The organism is Yokenella regensburgei (assembly GCF_003634235.1).
Lineage (GTDB): Bacteria > Pseudomonadota > Gammaproteobacteria > Enterobacterales > Enterobacteriaceae > Yokenella > Yokenella regensburgei.
This window is the reverse complement of sequence record NZ_RBIZ01000005.1, coordinates 170,817-191,557: the sequence shown is the minus strand read 5'-3', so window position 1 is coordinate 191,557 and position 20,741 is coordinate 170,817. Positions and strand designations below refer to the sequence as shown.

General features: G+C 55.3%; 24 protein-coding genes. 7 read left to right on the top strand and 17 right to left on the bottom strand.

Annotation, left to right across the window (positions count from 1 at the left end; translation table 11 throughout):
* Positions 1–44 precede the first annotated feature (44 nt).
* Complete coding sequence (locus tag C7387_RS16035) at positions 45–686, top strand: LysM-like peptidoglycan-binding domain-containing protein (protein ID WP_038252651.1); 642 nt, start codon at positions 45–47, stop codon at positions 684–686.
* Positions 687–710: 24 nt separating this feature from the next.
* On the opposite strand, the gene C7387_RS16030 is transcribed toward C7387_RS16035, so the two are convergent.
* From C7387_RS16030 to rpsF, 5 genes are all read right to left on the bottom strand, one after another.
* Positions 711–1,640 (bottom strand): DMT family transporter, encoded by a 930-nt coding sequence (locus C7387_RS16030; protein ID WP_120817068.1) that lies wholly within the window; start codon positions 1,638–1,640, stop codon positions 711–713.
* Positions 1,641–1,802: 162 nt separating this feature from the next.
* Positions 1,803–2,252, bottom strand: a complete 450-nt coding sequence (gene rplI / locus C7387_RS16025; RefSeq protein ID WP_006816818.1) for a 50S ribosomal protein L9 — start codon at positions 2,250–2,252, stop codon at positions 1,803–1,805.
* A gap of 41 nt (positions 2,253–2,293) precedes the next feature.
* The gene (gene rpsR / locus C7387_RS16020) at positions 2,294–2,521 is read right to left on the bottom strand and encodes a 30S ribosomal protein S18 (RefSeq protein ID WP_000135199.1); all 228 of its coding nucleotides are present in this window, start codon (positions 2,519–2,521) and stop codon (positions 2,294–2,296) included.
* A gap of 4 nt (positions 2,522–2,525) precedes the next feature.
* The gene (gene priB / locus C7387_RS16015; RefSeq protein WP_038252653.1) at positions 2,526–2,840 is read right to left on the bottom strand and encodes a primosomal replication protein N; all 315 of its coding nucleotides are present in this window, start codon (positions 2,838–2,840) and stop codon (positions 2,526–2,528) included.
* Between the two features lie 6 nt (positions 2,841–2,846).
* Positions 2,847–3,242: a 30S ribosomal protein S6 gene (rpsF, locus tag C7387_RS16010; protein ID WP_006816816.1), complete on the bottom strand. Its 396-nt coding sequence runs from the start codon at positions 3,240–3,242 to the stop codon at positions 2,847–2,849.
* Positions 3,243–3,583: 341 nt separating this feature from the next.
* Here rpsF and C7387_RS16005 point away from each other — a divergent pair, with 341 nt between their 5' ends.
* Entirely contained in the window at positions 3,584–3,859 is a 276-nt protein-coding gene (locus tag C7387_RS16005; protein ID WP_006816815.1) for a YdgH/BhsA/McbA family protein, read from the top strand.
* 73 nt (positions 3,860–3,932) lie between these two features.
* Here C7387_RS16005 and C7387_RS16000 read toward each other — a convergent pair whose 3' ends face one another.
* From C7387_RS16000 to ulaA, 6 genes are read right to left on the bottom strand one after another with little or no spacing between them, the layout of a single operon-like run.
* On the bottom strand, positions 3,933–4,619 hold the full coding sequence (locus C7387_RS16000; RefSeq protein WP_120817067.1) for an L-ribulose-5-phosphate 4-epimerase: 687 nt from the start codon (positions 4,617–4,619) through the stop codon (positions 3,933–3,935).
* On the bottom strand, positions 4,606–5,472 hold the full coding sequence (locus tag C7387_RS15995; protein ID WP_006816813.1) for an L-ribulose-5-phosphate 3-epimerase: 867 nt from the start codon (positions 5,470–5,472) through the stop codon (positions 4,606–4,608). Before C7387_RS15995 ends, C7387_RS16000 begins: the two co-directional genes overlap by 14 nt.
* Positions 5,473–5,481: 9 nt before the next feature.
* Positions 5,482–6,138, bottom strand: coding sequence for a 3-keto-L-gulonate-6-phosphate decarboxylase UlaD (locus C7387_RS15990; protein ID WP_120817066.1), 657 nt, complete (start codon positions 6,136–6,138; stop codon positions 5,482–5,484).
* Positions 6,139–6,149: 11 nt separating this feature from the next.
* The gene (ulaC, locus tag C7387_RS15985) at positions 6,150–6,620 is read right to left on the bottom strand and encodes a PTS ascorbate transporter subunit IIA (RefSeq protein ID WP_120817065.1); all 471 of its coding nucleotides are present in this window, start codon (positions 6,618–6,620) and stop codon (positions 6,150–6,152) included.
* Positions 6,621–6,629: 9 nt separating this feature from the next.
* Positions 6,630–6,935, bottom strand: coding sequence for a PTS ascorbate transporter subunit IIB (ulaB, locus tag C7387_RS15980; protein ID WP_038252658.1), 306 nt, complete (start codon positions 6,933–6,935; stop codon positions 6,630–6,632).
* A gap of 12 nt (positions 6,936–6,947) precedes the next feature.
* Positions 6,948–8,348, bottom strand: coding sequence for a PTS ascorbate transporter subunit IIC (gene ulaA, locus C7387_RS15975; protein WP_006816809.1), 1,401 nt, complete (start codon positions 8,346–8,348; stop codon positions 6,948–6,950).
* A 366-nt stretch (positions 8,349–8,714) separates the two neighbouring features.
* Between ulaA and ulaG the strand changes: the two genes are divergently transcribed.
* Positions 8,715–9,779, top strand: a complete 1,065-nt coding sequence (gene ulaG, locus C7387_RS15970; protein WP_038252662.1) for an L-ascorbate 6-phosphate lactonase — start codon at positions 8,715–8,717, stop codon at positions 9,777–9,779.
* Positions 9,780–9,896: 117 nt separating this feature from the next.
* Complete coding sequence (gene ulaR, locus C7387_RS15965) at positions 9,897–10,652, top strand: HTH-type transcriptional regulator UlaR (RefSeq protein WP_038252664.1); 756 nt, start codon at positions 9,897–9,899, stop codon at positions 10,650–10,652.
* On the opposite strand, the gene yjfP is transcribed toward ulaR, so the two are convergent.
* Positions 10,649–11,377: an esterase gene (yjfP, locus tag C7387_RS15960; RefSeq protein WP_120817064.1), complete on the bottom strand. Its 729-nt coding sequence runs from the start codon at positions 11,375–11,377 to the stop codon at positions 10,649–10,651. The genes ulaR and yjfP overlap by 4 nt on opposite strands.
* A 207-nt stretch (positions 11,378–11,584) precedes the next feature.
* On the opposite strand from yjfP, the gene bsmA reads away from it, so the two are divergent.
* Both bsmA and yjfN read left to right on the top strand, forming a co-directional pair.
* The gene (gene bsmA, locus C7387_RS15955) at positions 11,585–11,893 is read left to right on the top strand and encodes a biofilm peroxide resistance protein BsmA (RefSeq protein ID WP_006816803.1); all 309 of its coding nucleotides are present in this window, start codon (positions 11,585–11,587) and stop codon (positions 11,891–11,893) included.
* A 143-nt stretch (positions 11,894–12,036) separates the two neighbouring features.
* Entirely contained in the window at positions 12,037–12,312 is a 276-nt protein-coding gene (yjfN, locus tag C7387_RS15950; RefSeq protein WP_161616063.1) for a DUF1471 family protease activator YjfN, read from the top strand.
* 36 nt (positions 12,313–12,348) lie between these two features.
* Here the strand turns inward: yjfN and C7387_RS15945 are convergent, their stop codons facing one another.
* Positions 12,349–13,971, bottom strand: a complete 1,623-nt coding sequence (locus C7387_RS15945; protein ID WP_120817063.1) for an isovaleryl-CoA dehydrogenase — start codon at positions 13,969–13,971, stop codon at positions 12,349–12,351.
* A 181-nt stretch (positions 13,972–14,152) separates the two neighbouring features.
* Here C7387_RS15945 and C7387_RS15940 point away from each other — a divergent pair, with 181 nt between their 5' ends.
* Positions 14,153–15,448, top strand: coding sequence for an MFS transporter (locus C7387_RS15940; RefSeq protein ID WP_038252671.1), 1,296 nt, complete (start codon positions 14,153–14,155; stop codon positions 15,446–15,448).
* An 86-nt stretch (positions 15,449–15,534) separates the two neighbouring features.
* On the opposite strand, the gene rlmB is transcribed toward C7387_RS15940, so the two are convergent.
* From rlmB to purA, 4 genes are all read right to left on the bottom strand, one after another.
* Positions 15,535–16,269, bottom strand: a complete 735-nt coding sequence (gene rlmB, locus C7387_RS15935) for a 23S rRNA (guanosine(2251)-2'-O)-methyltransferase RlmB (RefSeq protein WP_038252673.1) — start codon at positions 16,267–16,269, stop codon at positions 15,535–15,537.
* Positions 16,270–16,328: 59 nt separating this feature from the next.
* Entirely contained in the window at positions 16,329–18,770 is a 2,442-nt protein-coding gene (gene rnr, locus C7387_RS15930) for a ribonuclease R (RefSeq protein WP_120817062.1), read from the bottom strand.
* Positions 18,771–18,808: 38 nt separating this feature from the next.
* A complete protein-coding gene (nsrR, locus tag C7387_RS15925; RefSeq protein ID WP_038252675.1) occupies positions 18,809–19,234 on the bottom strand; it encodes a nitric oxide-sensing transcriptional repressor NsrR in 426 nt (141 codons plus the stop codon).
* A gap of 137 nt (positions 19,235–19,371) precedes the next feature.
* A complete protein-coding gene (gene purA, locus C7387_RS15920; RefSeq protein ID WP_006816796.1) occupies positions 19,372–20,670 on the bottom strand; it encodes an adenylosuccinate synthase in 1,299 nt (432 codons plus the stop codon).
* Between the last annotated feature and the right edge of the window lie 71 nt (positions 20,671–20,741).

Sequence of the window (20,741 nt, the reverse complement as noted above, 5' to 3'; positions counted from 1 at the left end):
ATATACTGGATCGCAATCAGGGAACGCGGAGCAGGAGGTGACCCATGCCCGAGCGATTCGCACTAAAACCGACTTTGCTGAAAATCTGGCATGCTCCGGATAACTTTAGAATTTTAGATCCTCTGCCGCCGATGCATCGCCGTGGTGTTATCGCGGGGATCCTGCTGGTAGTGATTGGCGTTCTGCTTCCTTCTTCTGACGACAGCCGCACCGCGCCGGTCGCCAGCCGTGATGCGCAACTGGACCTGCAAACGCAGTCCCAGCCGCAGGCACCGTTGCAGACGCAGCTGGTCTCACCGCCGGTCAACGACCCGGACCAGGTGGCACCCGTCGCGCCTGAGCCAGTGCAGGACGATCAGCCGGTAGAAAATACCCAGGCGCAAACTCAAACCTCGCCGCAGCAGTCGCCGCCGGGGATTGAGCAGCAATGGCGAACCTACCGCATCGATCCGGGTAAAACCCTGGCGCAGGTGTTCCGTGACCATAATCTGCCGCCGACCGATGTTTACGCCATGGCGAAGGTTGAGGGCAGCGGCAAGCCGCTGAGTAATCTGCAGTCTGGCCAGATGGTCCAAATCCGCCAGAACGCCAGCGGCGTGGTAACCGGGCTCACTATCGATACCGGCAATAACCAGCAGGTCCTGTTTACCCGCCAGGCCGACGGCAGCTTCATCCGCGCTCGCTAATCTCTCCGCCCGGTAGCACCACGCTTACCGGGCTCGCTTATTGACCCACCAGATCCCGGAACAGACCAGTACCAGCGCCACGGCGTACTTCACTTCCAGAATGTTTTCACCGAGGAAAATGCTCGACAGCACGGTTCCCGCTACCGGAATAACGAAGTTAAACGGGGCAATCATGCTGACCCGGTTGTGTTTGAGCAGCGTACTCCATAGGGCAAAGGCAATCGACGACAGCAGCGTGAGATAACCGAGTACGGCTACCGAAGCAGCGTTATAGACCTGCAGCGTGCCGCCGCCTGCGTAGCCCCCAATTACCAGCACCAGGCCACCAATACCCAGCTGCCAGCCGGTCATCACCGTCGGATCGACGGTCTGCGAAATACGCTTACCGTACAGCGAAGCCGCCGAAAGAATAAATGCCGCCAGCACCACAAAGCCGTCACCCAGCCACACTAAGCTGAAATCCATCAGCGAGTGGTTGAAATTCACCAGCATCACCCCGGCAAAGCCCAGCAGGCAGCCCAGCGTCTTGTTATAGCTGAGCTTGTCGTTCTGATAGATGAAATGCGCCAGCAGCACGCTAAAGAAGGTCCCGGTGGCGTTCATGATAGAGCCTTTGACCCCGGTGGTATAAGCAAGGCCGATATAGAAGATGGCGTACTGAACCGTGGTCTGGGCAATGCCCAACACCGTCAGTTGTTGAAACTGCTGTGCACTCAGGCGGGCAATCGGTTTGCGCTGGGCCAGGGCAAAGAGCAAAAGCAGCAGACCAGCAAACAGAAAACGGTAACCGGCAAAAATGATTTTTGATGGGATATCGTCTGTTGCGATATGGAAGAGCTCGTAACCACTTTTGATAGCGGGGTATGAACTTCCCCAGAGTAGACAGCAGAGCGTTGCGCTGGCGTAGACCACATTTTTACGCGCAAACAGCGGCGCAGAACTGACGGTTTCCATTTCCCCTACCTGAATTAAAATGACGTTTTAATTCATTATCCGGGAACGGTTGGCGAATAGCTACCATACAAGAACAAAAGTAAGATTATCGCGAAGGGAAAGCCAGAAAAGCAAAACGCCGCCCCAGGGGGCGGCGCTTCGTCGTAATCTTAGAGTAAAAAATTACTCAGCAACTACGTTTACAACCAGTTTAGCAAACACTTCGGAGTGAACCTGGAAGTCCACTTCGTGCTCACCAGTGGTACGCAGAACGCCGTTCGGCAGACGAACTTCGCTCTTAGCAACAGCAACGCCAGCAGCAGAAACTGCATCAGCGATGTCGCGAGTACCGATGGAACCGAACAGTTTACCTTCGTCGCCAGATTTGGAAGCGATGGTTACGTTGCCCAGTGCGTTGATAGCTTCAGCGCGAGCATTAGCAGCGGCCAGAACGTCAGCCAGTTTGGCTTCCAGTTCAGCACGACGTGCTTCGAAGAATTCAACGTTTTTCTTGGTTGCCGGAACAGCTTTACCCTGCGGTACCAGGAAGTTACGAGCGTAGCCCGCTTTAACGTTAACCTGATCACCCAGGCTGCCCAGGTTTGCTACTTTATCAAGCAGAATAACTTGCATTACCTTATCCTCTCAAAGTCGTATTAATGGACCGTGACCGATTACTGATGACGATCAGTGTACGGCAGCAGGGACAGGTAGCGAGCGCGTTTGATAGCGCGTGCCAGCTGACGCTGATATTTTGCACGGGTACCGGTGATACGGCTCGGGACAATCTTACCGCTTTCGGTGATGTAGTTTTTCAGCGTAGCGATATCTTTATAGTCGATCTCTTGAACGCCTTCCGCGGTGAAACGGCAGAACTTGCGACGACGGAAATAACGTGCCATTTGGCTAGTCTCCAGAATCTATCAATTCAATCTGCTCGGCATGCAACACCATTTTGCTCAGACCGTTCTTTGCCTTGTGGCAACTAATGAACCCCTGAACGGTGACTGCAGTACCGACCGTTATACTGTGAGTAATGGCCTGGTTCTCGTGTCCGCTAATAATAACGGGCATTTGGCACCATGCCTGCCGGTGAAAACCGGCTTCCTCCTGCACTGAACGATGCTCAAGCACGAACTGGCAGTGAGGAATTCCTGATGGGCTGACCTTGCGAAGTGGCGTCCTGCACACGGTACCGGACAACACCAGACGGTTGGTCATCAGTAATTACTCTTCAGAATCCCCAGCATCTGCATCATCTGCGGTTTCGTTTGCGAAATCATCGCGACGCTCACGACGCTCGTCTTTCGCTTTAACCATCGGAGATGCTTCGGTAACAGCGTGCTTAGTACGCATTACCATGCTACGGATAACGGCATCGTTGAAGCGGAAGTTAGTTTCCAGCTCATCGATCGCTTCCTGCGGAGCTTCAACGTTCAGCAGAACGTAGTGAGCTTTGTGCAGTTTGTTGATCGGGTAAGCCAGCTGACGGCGGCCCCAGTCTTCCAGACGATGGATCTTGCCTTCTGCTGCAGTGATTGCACCAGTGTAGCGCTCGATCATGCCCGGAACCTGTTCGCTCTGGTCAGGATGGACCATAAAAACGATTTCGTAATGACGCATCGAATTGCTCCTTACGGATTATTCAGCCTCCTGTCTGGGTCAGCCGAGGCCCGGGGAGGCAAGGAACGTGTTAAAGGTCGGCTGAAAAATTGACGCGTCATTCTACTTGCGCTGCCCGACAAAGACAAGGCAGTTGTACAAATAATTCGCACGAAGCGCGAAACGCACCTAAGTCTGTGATTTAAAATTAATCAGCAAAGAATGCGGGATTTTTTTGAACAACAGCATCAGAAATGGTCACTATTTAACCATGTGGTTGGCATTACACTTATAGCATAACCCCCCCAGTGCTGATGGAGAGGTCACCAACAACGCGTTATCGGCGGTAGGGAGAAGAAATCATGAAATACATCGCATTGACTATCATGGCTGCCGTGTTGTTCAGCGCAAACGCGATGGCAGCCGTAAAAATTACCGGCTCGCAGGCTAAAAATATGGACAACGTGCAGAGCTTAGGCGTGATTTACATTAATCATAACATCGCCACTGAAAGCGAAGCCGTTCAGGCACTTAACGAAGAAAGCGACGCACGCGGCGCGAAGTTCTTCTACCCGATACTCATCCATGAGCCGGGCAGTAACGGCCCCGTTCACGCCAGTGCAGAAGTTTATCGCTAGCACCAGGAACATCCTAACGAGAATATTGATACACCTTAACTTGCCCTCGTCGCCGAGGGCTTTTTTTTTCGCCTCACTTCTGCCCGTAATAGGCGTTCGGCCCATGTTTGCGCATGAAGTGTTTGTTCATCAGCCAGCTGTCGATGGCGCTCAGGTGCGGATTAATACCGCGAGCCATCCACGCCATCCTCGCCACTTCTTCCATCACCACCGCATTGTGTACGGCATCACTGGCGTCTTTTCCCCACGCAAACGGCCCGTGCTGATACACCACAACTCCGGGCGTATGCAGCGGGTTACGCTCGGCCAGGGTCTCAATGATCACTTTACCGGTGTTGAGCTCATAGGCTTCAGCCACCTCCTGCTCGTTTAACGCCCGGGTACAGGGAATGTCACCAAAGAAATAATCCGCGTGGGTGGTACCGAGCGCCGGAATAGCCAGCCCTGCCTGCGCCCACGCGGTGGCATGAGTTGAGTGGGTATGTACGATACCGCCGATGGACGGGTAGCGGCGATAGAGCGCCAGATGCGTAGCGGTATCCGACGAGGGTCGCCATTTACCCTCAACCACCTCGCCGTTGAGATCCACCACCACCATATCTTCGACCGTCATCGTTTCGTAGGGCACGCCGCTCGGTTTGATAACCACCCTCCCGTGTTCGCGATCGATGGCGCTAACGTTTCCCCAGGTGAAGGTCACCAGCCCGTAGCGGGGTAAGTCCAGATTTGCATCAAACACCTGCTGTTTAAGCTGCTGCATGGTTTCCCTCCCCAAGCCCGGCGCGCGCCATTCTTGTGAGCACCCATTCGCGCGCTTTCGCCACTTCTGCCGCCGGGTCGTCTGCGCATTCGCTCCACATCTCAATCAGATAAGGCCCACAGTAGCCGCTCTGTTTAAGCGTGCGGAAGCACTGTTCAAAATCGACAACGCCGCTGCCGAACGGCACATTTTTAAATTCGCCCGGTCGGGTGTCTTTCACGTGCACCGCCACGATATGCCCCATCCCGGCCTGCAGCTCCATCTGCACATCGTTGTCCCATGCCGACAGGTTGCCGATATCCGGGTACAGCTGGAACCACGGATTATTGAGGTAGTGCGCATACCCCAGCGCTTTGCTGATAGAGTTCATCAGCGGGTAGTCCATGATCTCCATGGCCAGGGTCACCTGCGCGCGGCTCGCCATTTCAACGCTCTCCTTCAATCCTTCGCGAAAGCGGCGCCGCGTTTCGTCGTTCGCCTGCTGATAGTAAACATCGTAGCCTGCAAGCTGGATCACGCGGATACCGACATCCTGGGCGAGCTGGATGGCTTTACGCATGATAGAAAGCCCTTCGGCGCGAATCGCATCATCCTCACAACCCAGCGGGAAGCGACGATGGGCGCTTAAACACATCGAGGGCACCCGGACGCCGGTCTTCGCAATAGCCTGCACCAGCGTCAGCTTCTGCTCTGTGCTCCAGTCCAGCCGCGCCAGCCGCGCGTCGCTTTCATCCACCGACATTTCTACAAAATCAAAACCCAGCGATTTCGCGAGCTGCAGGCGCTCCAGCCAGCACTCCCCGACGGGGAGCGCTTTCTCATAGATGCCGAGCGGGTTCGGTATCGACAACATAGCCGCTCCTTAACCCCAAAGCTGGGCGATTGAGCGTTTGAACTGCCGCGCCGCTTCCACCGGGCTTGCGGCATCACGAATGCTGCGACCTGCGATAAAGACGTGGATCGGAATACCTTTAAACAACGGCAGATCCTCCAGCGCCAGGCCACCGGTCACGGTGACCTTAAAGCCCATGTCGGATAAGCGTCGGATAGCGCTGATATCCGCGTCACCCCACGCAACGCCCGCTGCCTGCGCGTCGCGGCTGCGGTGATACACCACCTGCTGAATTCCCGCTTCGCGCCAGGCCTGCGCCTGCTCCCAGGTCCAGTAGCCGGTCAGCTCAATCTGCACGTCGCCGTTAAACTCCTTCGCCACTTCCAGCGCGCCTTTGGTGGTGTTGATATCCGCACAGCAGATAACCGTCACCCAATCAGCATCGGCCTCAAAACACATCCGTGAGAGGATTTTCCCGGCGTCGGCAATTTTGGCATCGGCAAGGACGATTTTGTGCGGGTACAGCGCCTTCAGATCGCGTACCGCACGGACCCCTTCCCCGACGCAGAGGATGGTACCCACTTCAATGATATCGACTTCTTCTGTAATCAGGCGGGTGGTGGCGTAAGCGTCAGCCATGGTCTGGTTATCCAGCGCTACCTGCAGCATCGGTAATGAATGAGACATGATTTTCTCCCTTATTCAACGGCAGCGGCCGTCGCCTTATCGATTAAATCCACCACCTCCTGCGCGCTACGGCAGGCGCGAAGGCGATCAAAATTGGCTTCATCTTCAAACAGATTGACTATCTGCATGATGCCTTCTTCCTGGTGACTTCTGGCGTCAACCGCAGCAAGCGTTATCAGGATGTCGACCGGGTCGTTCTCTTCATGGTTGAACACCAGCGGCGTTTTCAGAGTGACCAGCGCAAAGCCATTTTTCTTTACGCCCTCTTCCGGGCGGCCATGCGGCATCGCGAGGCCCGGCGCAATCACGAAATACGGCCCGAAACGCGCCACACCGTCGAGAATCGCCTTGTAGTAACGCGGCTCAACAACGTCCGCAGCCACCAGCAAATCGACACCAAGTTTTACCGCTTCCTGCCAGCTGTCAGCGTCTGCCTGAAGCTGGATAGAACGGTTCTCTATCAGCGAATCGCGTAATTTCATGCAACCCCCTTACTTCACGGCCTGCGGGAAGTGGGCGTTGATCACTTCCATCAGCTTCGGGCCAAAATCAGCGGCGGAGAGCATGTTGCGTACGCCGACGACATATTTGTTGCCAGATACGGTGATTTCGCTCGCGACATGGGTTGAGGCGATGATGATATCCGCGCCGCTGAGTTCGCTTTTGTACTCGCCGACGGCGCAGCTATTGACGGTATGGTCAACGCCCTGCTCTTTCAGGAACTGGTCCACTTTCATCTTCATGATCATGGAACTACCTTGCCCACAACCACAGACTGCAAGAATACGTACGGTCATAATCGGAACTCCTTATTGAGCAGAGGTTTCTGCCAGTTGTTTTTCTGCATCTTCTTCTGCCCGCAGCGTGCGGCCAGCGAAGAACATGTAAGCCAGGGCGATGAGGATAATGACGGTCATAAAAATCAGCCCAACGGAGGCAAAGCCCTGCATCATCGGCGGAGCCAAAATCGACCAGTCCGCCATCCCCATCCATGCGCTCATGCCGGTTAATTTCACGGCCCACACGCAGCCAAAGATTTCAATCATGCCCATCACCAGGCAAATCTTGAGCGCAGCCCGCCAGCCGCCGAAGTGGTTAGCAAATACGCCAATGGTGGCGTTGGAGAAGAACATCGGGATAAAACCAGGGATGATGAGAATCGAGGAACCGCAGGCAATCAGGATGCCAACGGCAATAAGCTGGCCAATGGTGCCCCACATAAAGCCCCATACCACGGCGTTCGGTGCAAAGCTGTAAATGGCGGCACAGTCGATAGCCAGCACCGCCCCCGGGATCAGCCGCTGCGAAATACCGTTAAACGCCTCGGAAAGTTCAGCAACAAACATACGCACACCCTGCACGATGATGAAAATCGCCACCGCGAACTGGAAGCCGGTTTGCAGAATGTAGATGGTCCAGTGCGTTTTCCCGGCCATCGCCTGCACGGTATCAATGCCAAAGGAGAGCAGGATAGCGCCAAAGAAGATGGTCATCACAACAGCGGTAGAAACGATGTTGTCGTGGAAGATGTTGAGCCAGCCAGGCAGCTTCAGATCTTCCACACTCTCCTCTTTCTTGCCGAGATACGGCGCGATTTTATAGGCAATCCATGAGGCAAACTGCTGCTGGTGACCAATGGAGAAACCGCTGTTCTCGGTCACATCCTGAGTGGGTTTGTACATCATGTTGGAGGTTATCCCCCAGTACAGCGACACCAGCACCGCCGTGCAGATGATGGTGGTCCACATCGGATAACCGAAAATGTAGAAGAACACCGCAATCAGCCCCGCCTGCTGGAACATGATGTGCCCGGTTAACATGATGGTGCGAATACCGGTAATGCGGCGTAATAGCACGTAGATAATATTCAGCGCCAGAGCCAGCAATACCGCATACCCCACCCAGCTATAGGCATCCCCCATACGTTCAATGGTCGCCATCATGGAAGCGTAGGTGTCAGAGATAGCACCGTTGATGCCGTAAACTTCGGACATCTTTGCCACTACGGGTTTAAACGTGCTGGTCAGGATCCCAGACCCCGCCTGCAGGAGCATAAAACCGATAATGGTTTTGATAGTGCCTTTGACGATAACGCTGACGCTTTTGCGCAGCAGGATGTAGCCCAGACAGGTCACGATACCCAGCAGCAGCGGCGCGTTAGTCATCACCTGGTTAAAGAACACGGTAAAGATGTTGTAGAGGATCTCCATTACGCTCTCCTGAAGGGAAGACGCCGGGCAGTTGTTACCCCCGGGGTTGTTATGTGCCTTCACTCTAATAATCAAAAATAATCACAACAAGATTGAATTTGATTATTTGTGATTTACACCGCAATTTATCTCCACACTCTACCTATGGATTTCATTTGCAGAGTCACCCTTCCTGCGATTCATTTCATTTTATTGATAAATATGAATTTTTATATAATAAACATGCTCTCATGTCGTTTTAGCCAATAGCAGAAAAGGAGATATAAACGCAAAGCCACCCCGTTGCATTCCTCATAAAAGGATGTCAGGATTAATCAAAAGCAATCATTAAGTGATTTATTTTGACAACACATGAGGAAAGATCCGATGAGTAAAGTGAACACCATCACCCGCGAATCCTGGGTTCTGAGCACCTTTCCGGAATGGGGTAGCTGGCTGAATGAAGAAATTGAGCAGGAAAAGGTCGCTCCAGGTACGTTTGCCATGTGGTGGCTGGGGTGTACCGGGATCTGGCTTAAGTCGGAAGGTGGTGCCAACGTCTGTGTCGATTTCTGGTGTGGCACCGGCAAACAAAGCCACGGTAACCCGCTAATGAAACAGGGCCATCAGATGCAGCGCATGGCCGGGGTCAAAAAACTGCAACCGAACCTGCGCACCACGCCGTTTGTCCTCGATCCTTTTGCCATTCGCCAGATAGACGCCGTCCTCGCCACTCATGATCATAACGATCATATCGACGTCAACGTTGCCGCTGCCGTAATGCAGAACTGTGATGATAATGTTCCGTTCATTGGGCCACAAACCTGTGTGGATCTGTGGATCGGCTGGGGCGTGCCGGCATCGCGCTGCATCGTGGTAAAACCCGGTGACGTGGTGAAAATAAAAGATATCGAAATCCACGCCCTGGACGCCTTCGACCGCACCGCGCTTATCACCCTGCCGGTAGAGCAGAAAGCCGCGGGCGTGCTGCCCGATGGAATGGACAAACGAGCGGTGAACTATCTGTTTAAAACCCCGGGTGGCACGCTGTACCACAGCGGTGACTCCCATTACTCCAACTATTACGCGAAGCACGGTAACGAGCACCAGATAGACGTCGCGCTGGGCTCGTATGGGGAAAACCCGCGCGGGATCACCGACAAAATGACCAGCGCCGACATTCTGCGGATGGCTGAATCGCTGAATACTCAGGTGGTGATCCCCTTCCATCACGATATCTGGTCAAACTTCCAGGCCGATCCGCAGGAGATCCGCGTGCTTTGGGAGATGAAAAAAGACCGGCTGAAGTATGGCTTCAAACCGTTTATCTGGCAGGTGGGGGGTAAATTTACCTGGCCGCTGGATAAAGACAATTTCGAATACCACTACCCGCGTGGCTTTGACGACTGCTTTACTATCGAGCCCGATCTGCCGTTTAAATCCTTCCTCTAGCGTACCCGGGCAGGAAGTTAATACTTCCTGCCCACACCTGGAATGCGCACTAAGTTTTAGTATTTTCAGGTCATTTCAAATATCATCTTTAGCCATCATATTTTATCGGATCAGCTCATGACGGAAGCACAACGACATCAAATCCTGCTGGAGTTACTGGCGCAGACCGGCTTCGTCACGGTGGAACAGGTGATAGCCCGGCTCGGGATCTCCCCGGCCACGGCGCGGCGAGATATCAATAAGCTGGATGAAAGCGGCAAGCTGAAGAAAGTGCGTAACGGCGCTGAGGCCATCAACCCGCAGCGCCCGCGCTGGTCGCCGCTGAATATTCATCAGGCGCAGAATCACGATGAAAAGGTGAGGATAGCGCGGGCGGCGTCGCAGCTGGTCAGCTCCGGCGAAAGCGTGGTCATTAACTGCGGCTCAACGGCGTTTCTGCTCGGCAGAGAGATGTGCGGCAAACCGGTGCAAATCATCACCAACTACCTGCCGCTGGCAAACTATCTGATAGATCAGGAGCACGACAGTGTGATCATCATGGGTGGCCAGTACAATAAGAGCCACGCGATTACGCTGAGCCCCCAGGGCAGTGAGAACAGCCTCTACGCCGGGCACTGGATGTTTACCAGCGGCAAAGGGTTAACCAGCGAAGGATTGTATAAAACCGACATGCTGACCGCGATGGCCGAACAGAAAATGCTGAACGTCGTCGGCAAACTGGTAGTGCTCGTCGACAGCAGCAAAGTCGGCGAACGCGCCGGGATGCTGTTCAGCCGCGTCGACGAAATCGATATGGTTATTACGGGCAAACAGGCTGACCCCGCGATCCTCAAACAGCTCGAAGCGCAGGGTGTCAAAATCCTGCTAGTTTAGAGGTGTTTACTGAAGAACTTCACCGTAGACGCCAGCGCCTCTGGCGTAATGCGGTGGCGAACGCCCTCCTGCCAGACGCAGGTGAGCTGATTATCCAGCCCTGACTGGCGAAGCGCCTCGCCAAGACGCAGGCTCTCAGCCGCAGGTACGACGTCGTCATCGGTGCCGTGCCAGAGCAGCAGCGGGCGGTTGGCAAGGTTCATCAACTGGCGGCGGGCATCATATTTTGCAAGCGTCGCTACCTCTTGCGTTGACCAGCGGTCGGTTGAGGGGAACAGCGTTTCTGCAAGCTGGCTCAGATAGCCAGACCCCATCAGGCTTGCCACACATTTCACTTCCGGATGTTGGGTCATGATACCCAGCGCGGTCATTCCGCCCATCGAGGCCCCCGCCACCGCCAGCCTGCCTTCGGCGACCCAGCTCTCTGCCAGCAGCGCATCACGAAGCGCGGGAAACTCAGCAAAATTCTGCAACAGGATTGGCCAGAAGCGCTGCATCCTTCCCTGCTCATCACCCTGAAAGCGTGAACCATGCTCAACGGCGTTCGGCATCACCACCCGAAAACCGACCTGCGCCAGCGCGACGGCAAAGTAGCTGTAGACCAGATTTGATGACGTGAAGCCGTGATAAAAGACTATCGTCGGCAACGGTTGCCGCATTTTTCCCTGGGGAAAAGCGTGAAGGATCTCGCTCCCGGCAAGATTTCGCACTTCAAGTTCAATCATTTATGGCCTCCTTCTTTTATGCTGGTATGCCATGCGACAGCAGATTCTGCAAGCCACAGCAGGGGAGAATGATTCATAATGTTGAGAAGTGGGTTACGCTTTCGCAACGTTTTCATTCGAAAATAGCGTCAGAGATAACAATTCGGGAACATTCCCCCAAAAGCGATGGCAACTCCCACTACACTATCACTTATCAGGAAACGAGATATGGCTATGCGACGGTTTGTACCTTTGATGCTGGCAGTGTTACTGAGTGGATGTGCCATGCTGCAAGGAACGCCAGAACCACCCCCACCTCTGGCCGATCACCCGCAGGAAATTCGTCGTAATCAGACGGAAGGGCTGCACAAAATCGGCACGGTGAGCGCAATGGTCTATGGTTCCCCGATGGACGTCGAAGCTGCCATCAAAGCCAAAGTCGTCGCTGCAAAGGCTGATTATTACGTGATAATGATGATTGATGACACCGTGGTGCCCGGACAGTGGTATTCGCAGGCCATCCTGTATCGCAAATGACTTCACGATACTTTTCGTCATCTTTACAGTGACTTTGCCTCCGTTCACGTTTCCTGGGACATAATGCGCTCTGTCTGATATGGAGAAGCGCCCGCGATGGATTGCCCTGACCTCAGGGTTACCAGGAAATGGAGCTGACGATGATCAAAAATTCACCTGCATTATCGCCCATCCTGCTCTATTCAGGGATGGAGAACGCCGTCGCACAATCTGCTGAATTTGCCAGCGCTGATTGTGTCACGGGGCTCAACGAAATTGGCTTGCTTTCGGTTAATAATATTTCCGGCAGCCAACAGGATGTCGAACGCGTCATCGCCACTAAGGCGGATGAACAGGGCGCATCCTGGTATCGTATCGTGCAAATGTACGAAGAGCAGCAGCCGGATAACTGGCGCGTTCAGGCGATTCTTTATGCTTAAGTAAAACGGGCAGACAATCGCTGCCTGCCCGTTTCGTTACCGCCCGCCTCCCGTTGCCCGCAGCAGTAAATCATCCGTTAATTGTGCATCCATAAGCGAACCTCCCCGCGTATCCAGCATCATCCGACACCAGGCCTGCGCCATCGGCGGCGATGCATAGCGCAGCATCTGCGCCCCGGTGCCGAGCAGATACAGCTGACGGGTAATTTCCCTGCCGTGAGCCTCTGAAGGTTTACGCAGACGCTGCTGTAGCTGGCGCCAGGCCCTGTCGAAGTGGCGGTCCTGCCCTTTTACCTCTGCGCACTCATTGCTGAGGATCTCCACCGCACCGGGCTGTTTGCCCAGCACGCGCAGCACGTCCAGACACATGATGTTGCCCGACCCCTCCCAGATACTGTTGACCGGCATTTCACGGTACAGGCGCGGTAGCTCATTCTCCTCGCAATAACCGATCCCCCCCAGCACCTCCATCGCTTCTGCAACAAAGGGAATACCATCTTTACAGACCGCGAACTTCGCCGCCGGCGTGAACAACCTCGCCCACAGCTTTTCCTCGGCATCATGGGGTTTATCCCAGGCGCGCGCCAGGCGAAACAGGAACGTATTCTGCCCTTCCAGCTGCAACGCCATACGGGCCAGCACCTCACGCATCATCGGCTGATCGATAAGGTTCTTACCAAACGCCTGCCGCTGATGGGCATGGTACAGCGCCACCGACAGCGCCCGGCGCATCAGCCCATGGCTACCCATTGCGCAGTCAAAGCGCGTCAGCCCGCCCATTCTGAGGATTTGCCGAACACCATCCCCCTCTTCGCCAAGCAGCCAGCCAGCGGCATCGAGGAATTCCGCTTCACTGCTGGCATTGGCGCGATTGCCGAGCTTATCCTTAAGACGCTCCAGCCGTACGGCATTGCGCTGGCCGTCGGGTAAAAAGCGTGGCACAAAGAAGCAGGACAAGCCGCCCCTGGTCTGAGCCAGCACCAGATGTGCATCGCTTTGCGGCACCGAGAAAAACCACTTATGCCCCACCAGCCGCCAGCTGCCGTCTGAGGTTCGTTCAGCCCGCGTGGTGTTGCTAAGGACGTCCGACCCCCCCTGCTTTTCCGTCATCCCCATACCAATAAGCAGGCCACGTTTTTGCGAGCCTGGCAGCAAATGCGGATCGTAGCGGTCGCTCAGCAGCGGTGTCAGCCAGTCGGCAAACGGCGCGGGCAAATGCGCTTTCAGCAGTGGGATAGCGGCAAAGGTCATGGTAATCGGACACAGCGTGCCCGCCTCCACCTGGGCATGCAGTACAAAGCGCGCGGCCCGGGCGACAAACGACCCGCCGCGAGCCTCCTCTTCCCAGGCGAGATTATGTACCCGGTTGGCGCACAGCCCCTGCATCAGCAAATGCCATGCCGGATGAAAACGTACATCGTCCAGCCGCTCGCCGCTCGCGTCATAGCGTAATAGTTCGGGTGAATTGACGTTCGCAAGCCGCCCCAGCTCAAGCGATTCCGCCGTGCCCAGCTGCTGGCCAATACTCGCCAAAAGCTCGCTGTCCCAGCCAGCCCCTTCCCGTTGTACCGCCTCGCGCAGCGCGGTATCTGAGAGGAACAGGTTACTGTTGTTCAGCGGCATCGGCTGATTGAATACGGTATGGGTTTGCCAGTGCATCGTGTCTCCCTCCTTCAATGGCAGTCGAGCTAAGTATGGCCAGGCTTTGCCTTTACTGCTGTCGGTAGCGCCTTTTGGCGTGAAGGGCATCACACATCATAAGAATATTAAATTTCATAATCGTTTATGTATGGAATAATTTATTCGAACGTAAACACGATGTTTATTGACGGGATGCCCTATGCACAACACGGCTCTGACGCACAACGCCCACAAGCGCGCGCTAATTGCTGGCTCCATCGGCAACTTTATCGAATGGTATGAATTTGCCGTCTACGGTTTTCTGGCGACGGTCATTGCCCACAACTTCTTCCAGCTCGCCGGCGAAACGCCGTTGACCGGACTTATCCTCACCTATGCCTCGTTTGCCGTAGCCTTCTTCTTCCGCCCGCTGGGTGCGGTGGTGTTTGGCCGTATTGGCGACAAAATTGGCCGTAAGCCGACGTTGATTCTGGTGCTGGTACTGATGACGCTGGCAACCGCAGCGATCGGCCTGGTGCCGGTCTACGCCAGCATAGGCGTGGCAGCACCGCTGCTGCTGACAGGGCTTCGCATCCTGCAGGGGCTGTTCGCCGGTGGTGAATATGGCGGTGCGGTATCGCTGATGACTGAGTTTGCCCCACGCGGTAAACGTGGGCTGTACGGCGCCTGGCAGTCCTTCACCGTCGCGCTGGGCCTGCTGGCGGGAGCTGGGATCGTCGCACTGCTATCGGCGCTACTGAGCGTAGAAGCGCTTCACGACTGGGGATGGCGCATTCCGTTCTTCCTTGCACTGCCGATGGGTGCCGTCGCGCTGTGGCTGCGTCTGAGCCTTGAAGAGACGCCGAGCTTTGTCCGCCAACAGCAGCAACCGCAGCCTGAACGCGTGGCGGCAAGCTTCAGTAGTACGCTGAAGGCGATTGTGGTCGGGATTGGTCGTTTGATGGTGTGGTCCGCTGCCGGATATACCTATCTGGTTATCATGCCCGCTTACCTGCAATCCTCGCTGCACACCGGGTTTAACCAGGCGCTGCTGATTGCGGTTATCTCTAACATCGGTTTTGCGCTAACCATTTTACCTTCCGGAATGCTCAGCGACCGGATTGGCCGTCGTAAAGTCATGGTACTGGCTGCGGTTCTGCTGCTGGTGCTCGCCCTGCCGCTGCTGAAAGTTCTGCAGGCAGAGTCGAGTACCTTGCTCATTAAGGCGGTGGTGGTCCTGGTGGCAGGTGGTCTGGTTGGAATGCTGGCGGGGCCAGGCCCGGCGATGCTTGCGGAGATGTTCCCGACCAAAGTGCGTTACACCGGGCTGGGGCTGGCGTACTCGTTATCGAATGCGCTGTTTTCCGGCTGCGCGGGTTTGATTATTACTGGATTGATTAAGCAGACCGGCAATCTGGATATTCCGGCGTACTACGTGATGGCAACGGCGGTGGTTAGCGTGCTGGCGTTGATGACGCTCAACAAAGACGACCATCTACGCTCATTGGCGGAGTGAGATCGCTGCGGCCTTACCCCCTCACCCTCTGCCAAAAGGAGAGGGTGCAATACTAAAAAGCCTTCCCGAAAGAAGGCTTTGACGCTTTACTTCGCGCGCTGGCGCACGGCCTCGAACAGGCAGATGCCGGTCGCCACCGACACGTTCAGCGAAGACACGCTGCCCGCCATCGGAATACTGATAAGCTCATCGCAGTGTTCGCGGGTCAGGCGACGCATACCTTCACCTTCTGCACCCATCACCAGCGCCAGCGGGCCGGTCATTTTGCTCTGGTAAACGGTGTGGTCGGCTTCGCCTGCGGTACCTACGATCCAGACGTTCTCTTCCTGCAGCAGACGCATAGTACGCGCCAGGTTGGTCACGCGGATGAGCGGTACGCTCTCCGCCGCGCCGCAGGCTACTTTCTTCGCGGTCGCGTTAAGCTGTGCGGAACGGTCACGCGGGACAATCACCGCATGTACACCAGCCGCATCGGCGCTACGCAGGCAGGCACCGAGGTTATGCGGATCGGTTACGCCGTCGAGGATCAGCAGGAACGGCTGGTCGAGGGTCGCAAGCAGATCGGGCAGATCGTTTTCCTGATACTGACGACCAGGTTTCACACGGGCGATGATCCCCTGATGCACGGCACCTTCGCTTTTTTCATCCAGATACTGGCGGCTGGCAACCTGAATCACCACGCCCTGGGCTTCCAGCGCATGGATAACCGGCAGCAGACGTTTGTCTTCGCGGCCTTTCAGGATAAAGACTTCCTGAAAACGCTCCGGGGCACGTTCCAGCAGCGCCTGGACCGCGTGGATGCCGTAAATCATTTCACTCATTGATGGTTCTCATAAATTGCATTTACCCTCTCCCGGTCAGGGAGAGGGTGAGGGGGAAATTACTCGGCGGTTTTCTTCTTCGCCGCACGTTTAGCCTTGGTGGCAGCCGCGATTTTCTGCGTTTTCGCCGATGGTTTTTTCACGTTCTTCGCTTTTTTCGCCTTCGGTGGTTTGGCGTTGCCCTTTTCGCCACGGAACGCGCTGTCTGGCTCGAAGTTGACCTTTTTTCCCGCCTGACGACGGTTACCGCCCGGCTTGCCGGAACCGGCTTTCTTCGCCTTCTCGCGCACGGTTTTACCAACGTTGCGCGGCGTACGCTCGCTTGAGATCAGCGAGAAGTCAATTTTACGCTCATCCATGTTGACCGCTTCTACACGGACTTCCACGCGGTCGCCCAGACGGTAGGTCTGACCGCCGGATTCACCAATCAGACGCTGGCCAATCTGGTCGAAGCGGTAGTAGTCGTTATCAAGCGTAGAGACGTGCACCAGGCCATCGATAAACAGATCGTTCAGACGAACAAAGAAACCAAAGCCGGTAACGCTTGCAATCACGCCAGGGAAGACGTTGCCCACCTGATCCTGCATGAAGTCACACTTCAGCCAGTCAGAAACTTCACGGGTCGCTTCATCGGCGCGGCGCTCAGTCATCGAGCAATGCGCGCCAAGCTGCAGCATCTCTTCCATGCTGTAGTGCCAGCCGCCGGTTTCGGTGCTGTTGCCCTTGTGCCCCTGCTCTTTCGCCAGCAGATACTTAATGCCGCGATGCAGCGACAGGTCCGGGTAACGGCGGATAGGCGAAGTAAAGTGCGCATAGGACTGCAGCGCCAGGCCAAAGTGACCACGGTTTTCCGGATCGTAGACCGCCTGCTTCATCGAGCGCAGCAGCATAGTCTGCAGCATTTCATGATCCGGACGATCGGCGATGGAGGTCAGCAGCTCGGCGTAGTCGCGCGGCTCCGGCTTGTTGCCACCCGGCAGCTCAAGGCCCAGCTCTGCCAGTACGGAGCGGAACGCGGTAATCGCATCGCTGCTCGGCTTATCGTGAATACGGAACAGCGCAGGTTCGTTGGCCTTCTCGACAAAACGTGCCGCCGAGATGTTAGCCAGGATCATGCACTCTTCAATCAGTTTGTGCGCGTCGTTACGCTGGGTTTGCTCAATACGTTCGATTCGACGTTCAGCGTTGAAGATAAACTTCGCCTCTTCGCTCTCAAACGAAATGCCGCCGCGCTCTTCGCGCGCTTGATCCAGCACTTTATACAGGTTGTGCAGCTCTTCGATATGCTTCACCAGCGGCGCATACTGCTCACGCAGATCCTGATCGCCCTGCAGCATATGCCAGACCTTGGTATAGGTCAGACGGGCATGGGAGCTCATCACCGCTTCGTAGAATTTAAAGCCGGTCAGACGACCCTTCGACGAGATAGTCATCTCGCAGACCATGCACAGACGGTCAACCTGCGGGTTCAGAGAACACAGGCCGTTAGAGAGTACTTCTGGCAGCATCGGGACAACCTGCGACGGGAAGTACACGGACGTACCGCGACTGCGCGCTTCGTTATCAAGCGCCGTACCCGAGCGAACGTAATAGCTTACGTCAGCAATGGCAACCCACAGGCGCCAGCCGCCGCCGCGTTTTTTCTCGCAGTAGACCGCGTCATCGAAGTCGCGGGCGTCTTCGCCGTCGATGGTGACCAGCGGCAGGTCGCGTAAATCAACGCGTCCGGCTTTCGCCGACTCAGGTACCTGCTCTTTCAGGCCCTCAATCTGCTTCTCGACCGCTGGCGGCCAGACATAAGGAATTTCATGGGTGCGCAGCGCCATATCCACGGCCATACCGGTGCCCATGTTATCGCCAAGCACTTCGACGATTTTACCCACCGCTTTGGTGCGGCGCGTTGGGCGCTGGGTGAGTTCAACCACCACCACGAAGCCCATGCGCGCGCCCATCACCTCTTCCGGCGGAATGAGGATATCGAAGCTCAGGCGGCTGTCATCAGGAACGACAAAGCCCACGCCGGCATCGGTAAAGTAACGGCCAACAATCTGGCTGGTTTTAGGCACCAGTACGCGCACGATGCGCGCTTCGCGGCGGCCCTTGCGGTCTGCCCCTAACGGCTGCGCCAACACCTGGTCGCCGTGAATACAGGTTTTCATCTGCTCGCTGGAAAGGTAAAGGTCATCTTTACGACCTTCCACGCGCAGGAAGCCATAGCCATCGCGATGGCCAATGACAATGCCTTTCAGCAGGTCAAGACGCTCCGGCAGCGCGTAGCACTGGCGGCGGGTAAAGACCAGTTGTCCGTCGCGCTCCATGGCGCGCAGACGGCGACGCAGCGCTTCCAGCTGCTCTTCGCCTTCAATTTTTAGCTCGACCGCCAGCTCATCGCGGCTGACCGGTTTTTCACGTTTGGATATGTGGTCGAGGATAAATTCCCGGCTTGGGATAGGATTGGTATATTTTTCTGCTTCGCGTTCCAGGAAAGGATCTTGTGACATATCGGTTCCTCCGTCGTCATCTCTGGTGAAGTGACTCGTCACTCCACCAGCAATAATTTATATAGCGGTTGATTCTTTTCAACCAAATCAGCCAGCGTGTAGTTATCCAGTTCCTTGAGAAAACTTTGCACGGCCTGAGAAAGTGCCTGTTTTAACCGACAGGCAGGTGTTATATGGCAAAACTCGCTGCTGCAGTTCACAAGTGAGAGCGGTTCCAGTTCCCGAACCACGTCGCCCACGCGGATTGCATCCGCCGGTTTGCCTAAGCGGATCCCCCCATTTTTACCACGCACGGCGGTAACGTACCCGGCGCGGCTCAGCTGGTTGATTATTTTGACCATGTGATTACGGGATACGCCGTACACATCCGTCACTTCGGAGATACTGGTCATCTTCCCATTCGGCAGCGACGCCATATAAATCAGCGCACGTAATCCGTAATCGGTGAAACTTGTTAACTGCACATCAACCTCAAAACAGGGGGAAAGCGGGTATTATTACTATTGATGATAAACCAGCCAGGACTTCAGCCGCTAATTTATTTGAACGAGGAAGGAAAATGCGAGGATATTGGGGCACCCTGAAGGTGCCCCTGACATGATTATGCGTCGAACGGGTCACGCAGGATCATGGTCTCAGTGCGGTCCGGGCCGGTAGAGATAATATCAACCGGAACACCAGTCAGCTCTTCAATACGAGCGATGTAGTTCAGCGCTGCCTGCGGCAGGCCACTACGTTCTTTCACACCGAAGGTGGTCTCAGACCAGCCTGGCATGGTTTCGTAGATAGGCTCGATACCTTCCCAGTCGTCGGCTGCCAGCGGAGTGGTGGTCACTTCGCGGCCATCCGGCATGCGGTAAGCTACACAAATTTTCACTTCTTTCAGGCCGTCCAGGACGTCCAGCTTGGTCAGACAGAAACCCGACAGGGAGTTGATCTGTACCGCGCGACGTACTGCAACGGAGTCCAGCCAGCCAGTACGGCGGCGGCGGCCGGTAGTTGCACCGTATTCGTTACCCTGCTTACACAGGAACTCACCGGTTTCATCAAACAGCTCGGTCGGGAACGGACCGGCACCCACGCGAGTGGAGTATGCTTTGATGATGCCCAGGACGTAGTTTACATAGCGCGGGCCGAGGCCAGAACCTGTTGCTACGCCACCAGCGGTGGTGTTAGAAGAGGTTACGTACGGATAAGTACCATGGTCGATATCCAGCAGGGTACCCTGTGCGCCTTCGAACATCACGAAGTCGCCACGCTTGCGCGCCTGGTCCAGCAGGTCAGAAACGTCAACAACCATTGCAGTCAGGATATCGGCAACCGCCATAACATCATCCAGCACTTTCTGGTAGTCAACTGCTTCTACTTTGTAGAAGTTAACCAGCTGGAAGTTGTGATATTCCATCACTTCTTTCAGTTTTTCAGCGAAGGTCGCTTTGTCGAACAGGTCACCCACGCGCAGACCGCGACGAGCTACTTTGTCTTCATAAGCAGGACCGATACCACGACCGGTAGTACCGATAGCTTTCGCACCGCGTGCTTTCTCACGTGCGTTATCCAGCGCGACGTGATAATCGAGGATCAGCGGACAAGCTTCAGACAGCAGCAGACGTTCACGAACCGGGATACCACGGTCTTCCAGTTCTTTCATCTCTTTCATCAGCGCAGCTGGAGACAGCACAACACCGTTACCAATGATGCTGGTCACATTGTCACGGAGAATACCTGATGGAATGAGATGGAGGACGGTTTTTTCACCGTTGATTACGAGAGTGTGGCCTGCGTTGTGTCCGCCCTGGTAGCGAACTACATATTTGGCCCGTTCAGTCAGAAGATCTACGATCTTTCCTTTACCTTCGTCACCCCATTGGGTGCCCAGTACGACGACGTTGTTACCCATTTTTCAAAATCACCGTTTGCTTAAAAAAGGATTCTACCATCGCTTTTTCAGAGTTACAGCACTTTTTGACC

Bases quoted from the DNA above. Each gene is read 5' to 3' on its own strand.
- purA (WP_006816796.1), bottom strand. From the start codon at position 20,670: ATGGGTAACAACGTCGTCGTACTGGGCACCCAATGGGGTGACGAAGGT.
- C7387_RS16000 (WP_120817067.1), bottom strand. From the start codon at position 4,619: ATGCAGCAGCTTAAACAGCAGGTGTTTGATGCAAATCTGGACTTACCC.
- C7387_RS16035 (WP_038252651.1), top strand. From the start codon at position 45: ATGCCCGAGCGATTCGCACTAAAACCGACTTTGCTGAAAATCTGGCAT.
- rpsF (WP_006816816.1), bottom strand. From the start codon at position 3,242: ATGCGTCATTACGAAATCGTTTTTATGGTCCATCCTGACCAGAGCGAA.
- C7387_RS16005 (WP_006816815.1), top strand. From the start codon at position 3,584: ATGAAATACATCGCATTGACTATCATGGCTGCCGTGTTGTTCAGCGCA.
- C7387_RS16030 (WP_120817068.1), bottom strand. From the start codon at position 1,640: ATGGAAACCGTCAGTTCTGCGCCGCTGTTTGCGCGTAAAAATGTGGTC.
- rplI (WP_006816818.1), bottom strand. From the start codon at position 2,252: ATGCAAGTTATTCTGCTTGATAAAGTAGCAAACCTGGGCAGCCTGGGT.
- C7387_RS15945 (WP_120817063.1), bottom strand. From the start codon at position 13,971: ATGCACTGGCAAACCCATACCGTATTCAATCAGCCGATGCCGCTGAAC.
- C7387_RS15995 (WP_006816813.1), bottom strand. From the start codon at position 5,472: ATGTTGTCGATACCGAACCCGCTCGGCATCTATGAGAAAGCGCTCCCC.
- rlmB (WP_038252673.1), bottom strand. From the start codon at position 16,269: ATGAGTGAAATGATTTACGGCATCCACGCGGTCCAGGCGCTGCTGGAA.
- priB (WP_038252653.1), bottom strand. From the start codon at position 2,840: ATGACCAACCGTCTGGTGTTGTCCGGTACCGTGTGCAGGACGCCACTT.
- bsmA (WP_006816803.1), top strand. From the start codon at position 11,585: ATGGCTATGCGACGGTTTGTACCTTTGATGCTGGCAGTGTTACTGAGT.
- ulaG (WP_038252662.1), top strand. From the start codon at position 8,715: ATGAGTAAAGTGAACACCATCACCCGCGAATCCTGGGTTCTGAGCACC.
- yjfP (WP_120817064.1), bottom strand. From the start codon at position 11,377: ATGATTGAACTTGAAGTGCGAAATCTTGCCGGGAGCGAGATCCTTCAC.
- ulaR (WP_038252664.1), top strand. From the start codon at position 9,897: ATGACGGAAGCACAACGACATCAAATCCTGCTGGAGTTACTGGCGCAG.
- C7387_RS15940 (WP_038252671.1), top strand. From the start codon at position 14,153: ATGCACAACACGGCTCTGACGCACAACGCCCACAAGCGCGCGCTAATT.
- ulaB (WP_038252658.1), bottom strand. From the start codon at position 6,935: ATGACCGTACGTATTCTTGCAGTCTGTGGTTGTGGGCAAGGTAGTTCC.
- C7387_RS15990 (WP_120817066.1), bottom strand. From the start codon at position 6,138: ATGTCTCATTCATTACCGATGCTGCAGGTAGCGCTGGATAACCAGACC.
- ulaA (WP_006816809.1), bottom strand. From the start codon at position 8,348: ATGGAGATCCTCTACAACATCTTTACCGTGTTCTTTAACCAGGTGATG.
- rnr (WP_120817062.1), bottom strand. From the start codon at position 18,770: ATGTCACAAGATCCTTTCCTGGAACGCGAAGCAGAAAAATATACCAAT.
- rpsR (WP_000135199.1), bottom strand. From the start codon at position 2,521: ATGGCACGTTATTTCCGTCGTCGCAAGTTCTGCCGTTTCACCGCGGAA.
- ulaC (WP_120817065.1), bottom strand. From the start codon at position 6,620: ATGAAATTACGCGATTCGCTGATAGAGAACCGTTCTATCCAGCTTCAG.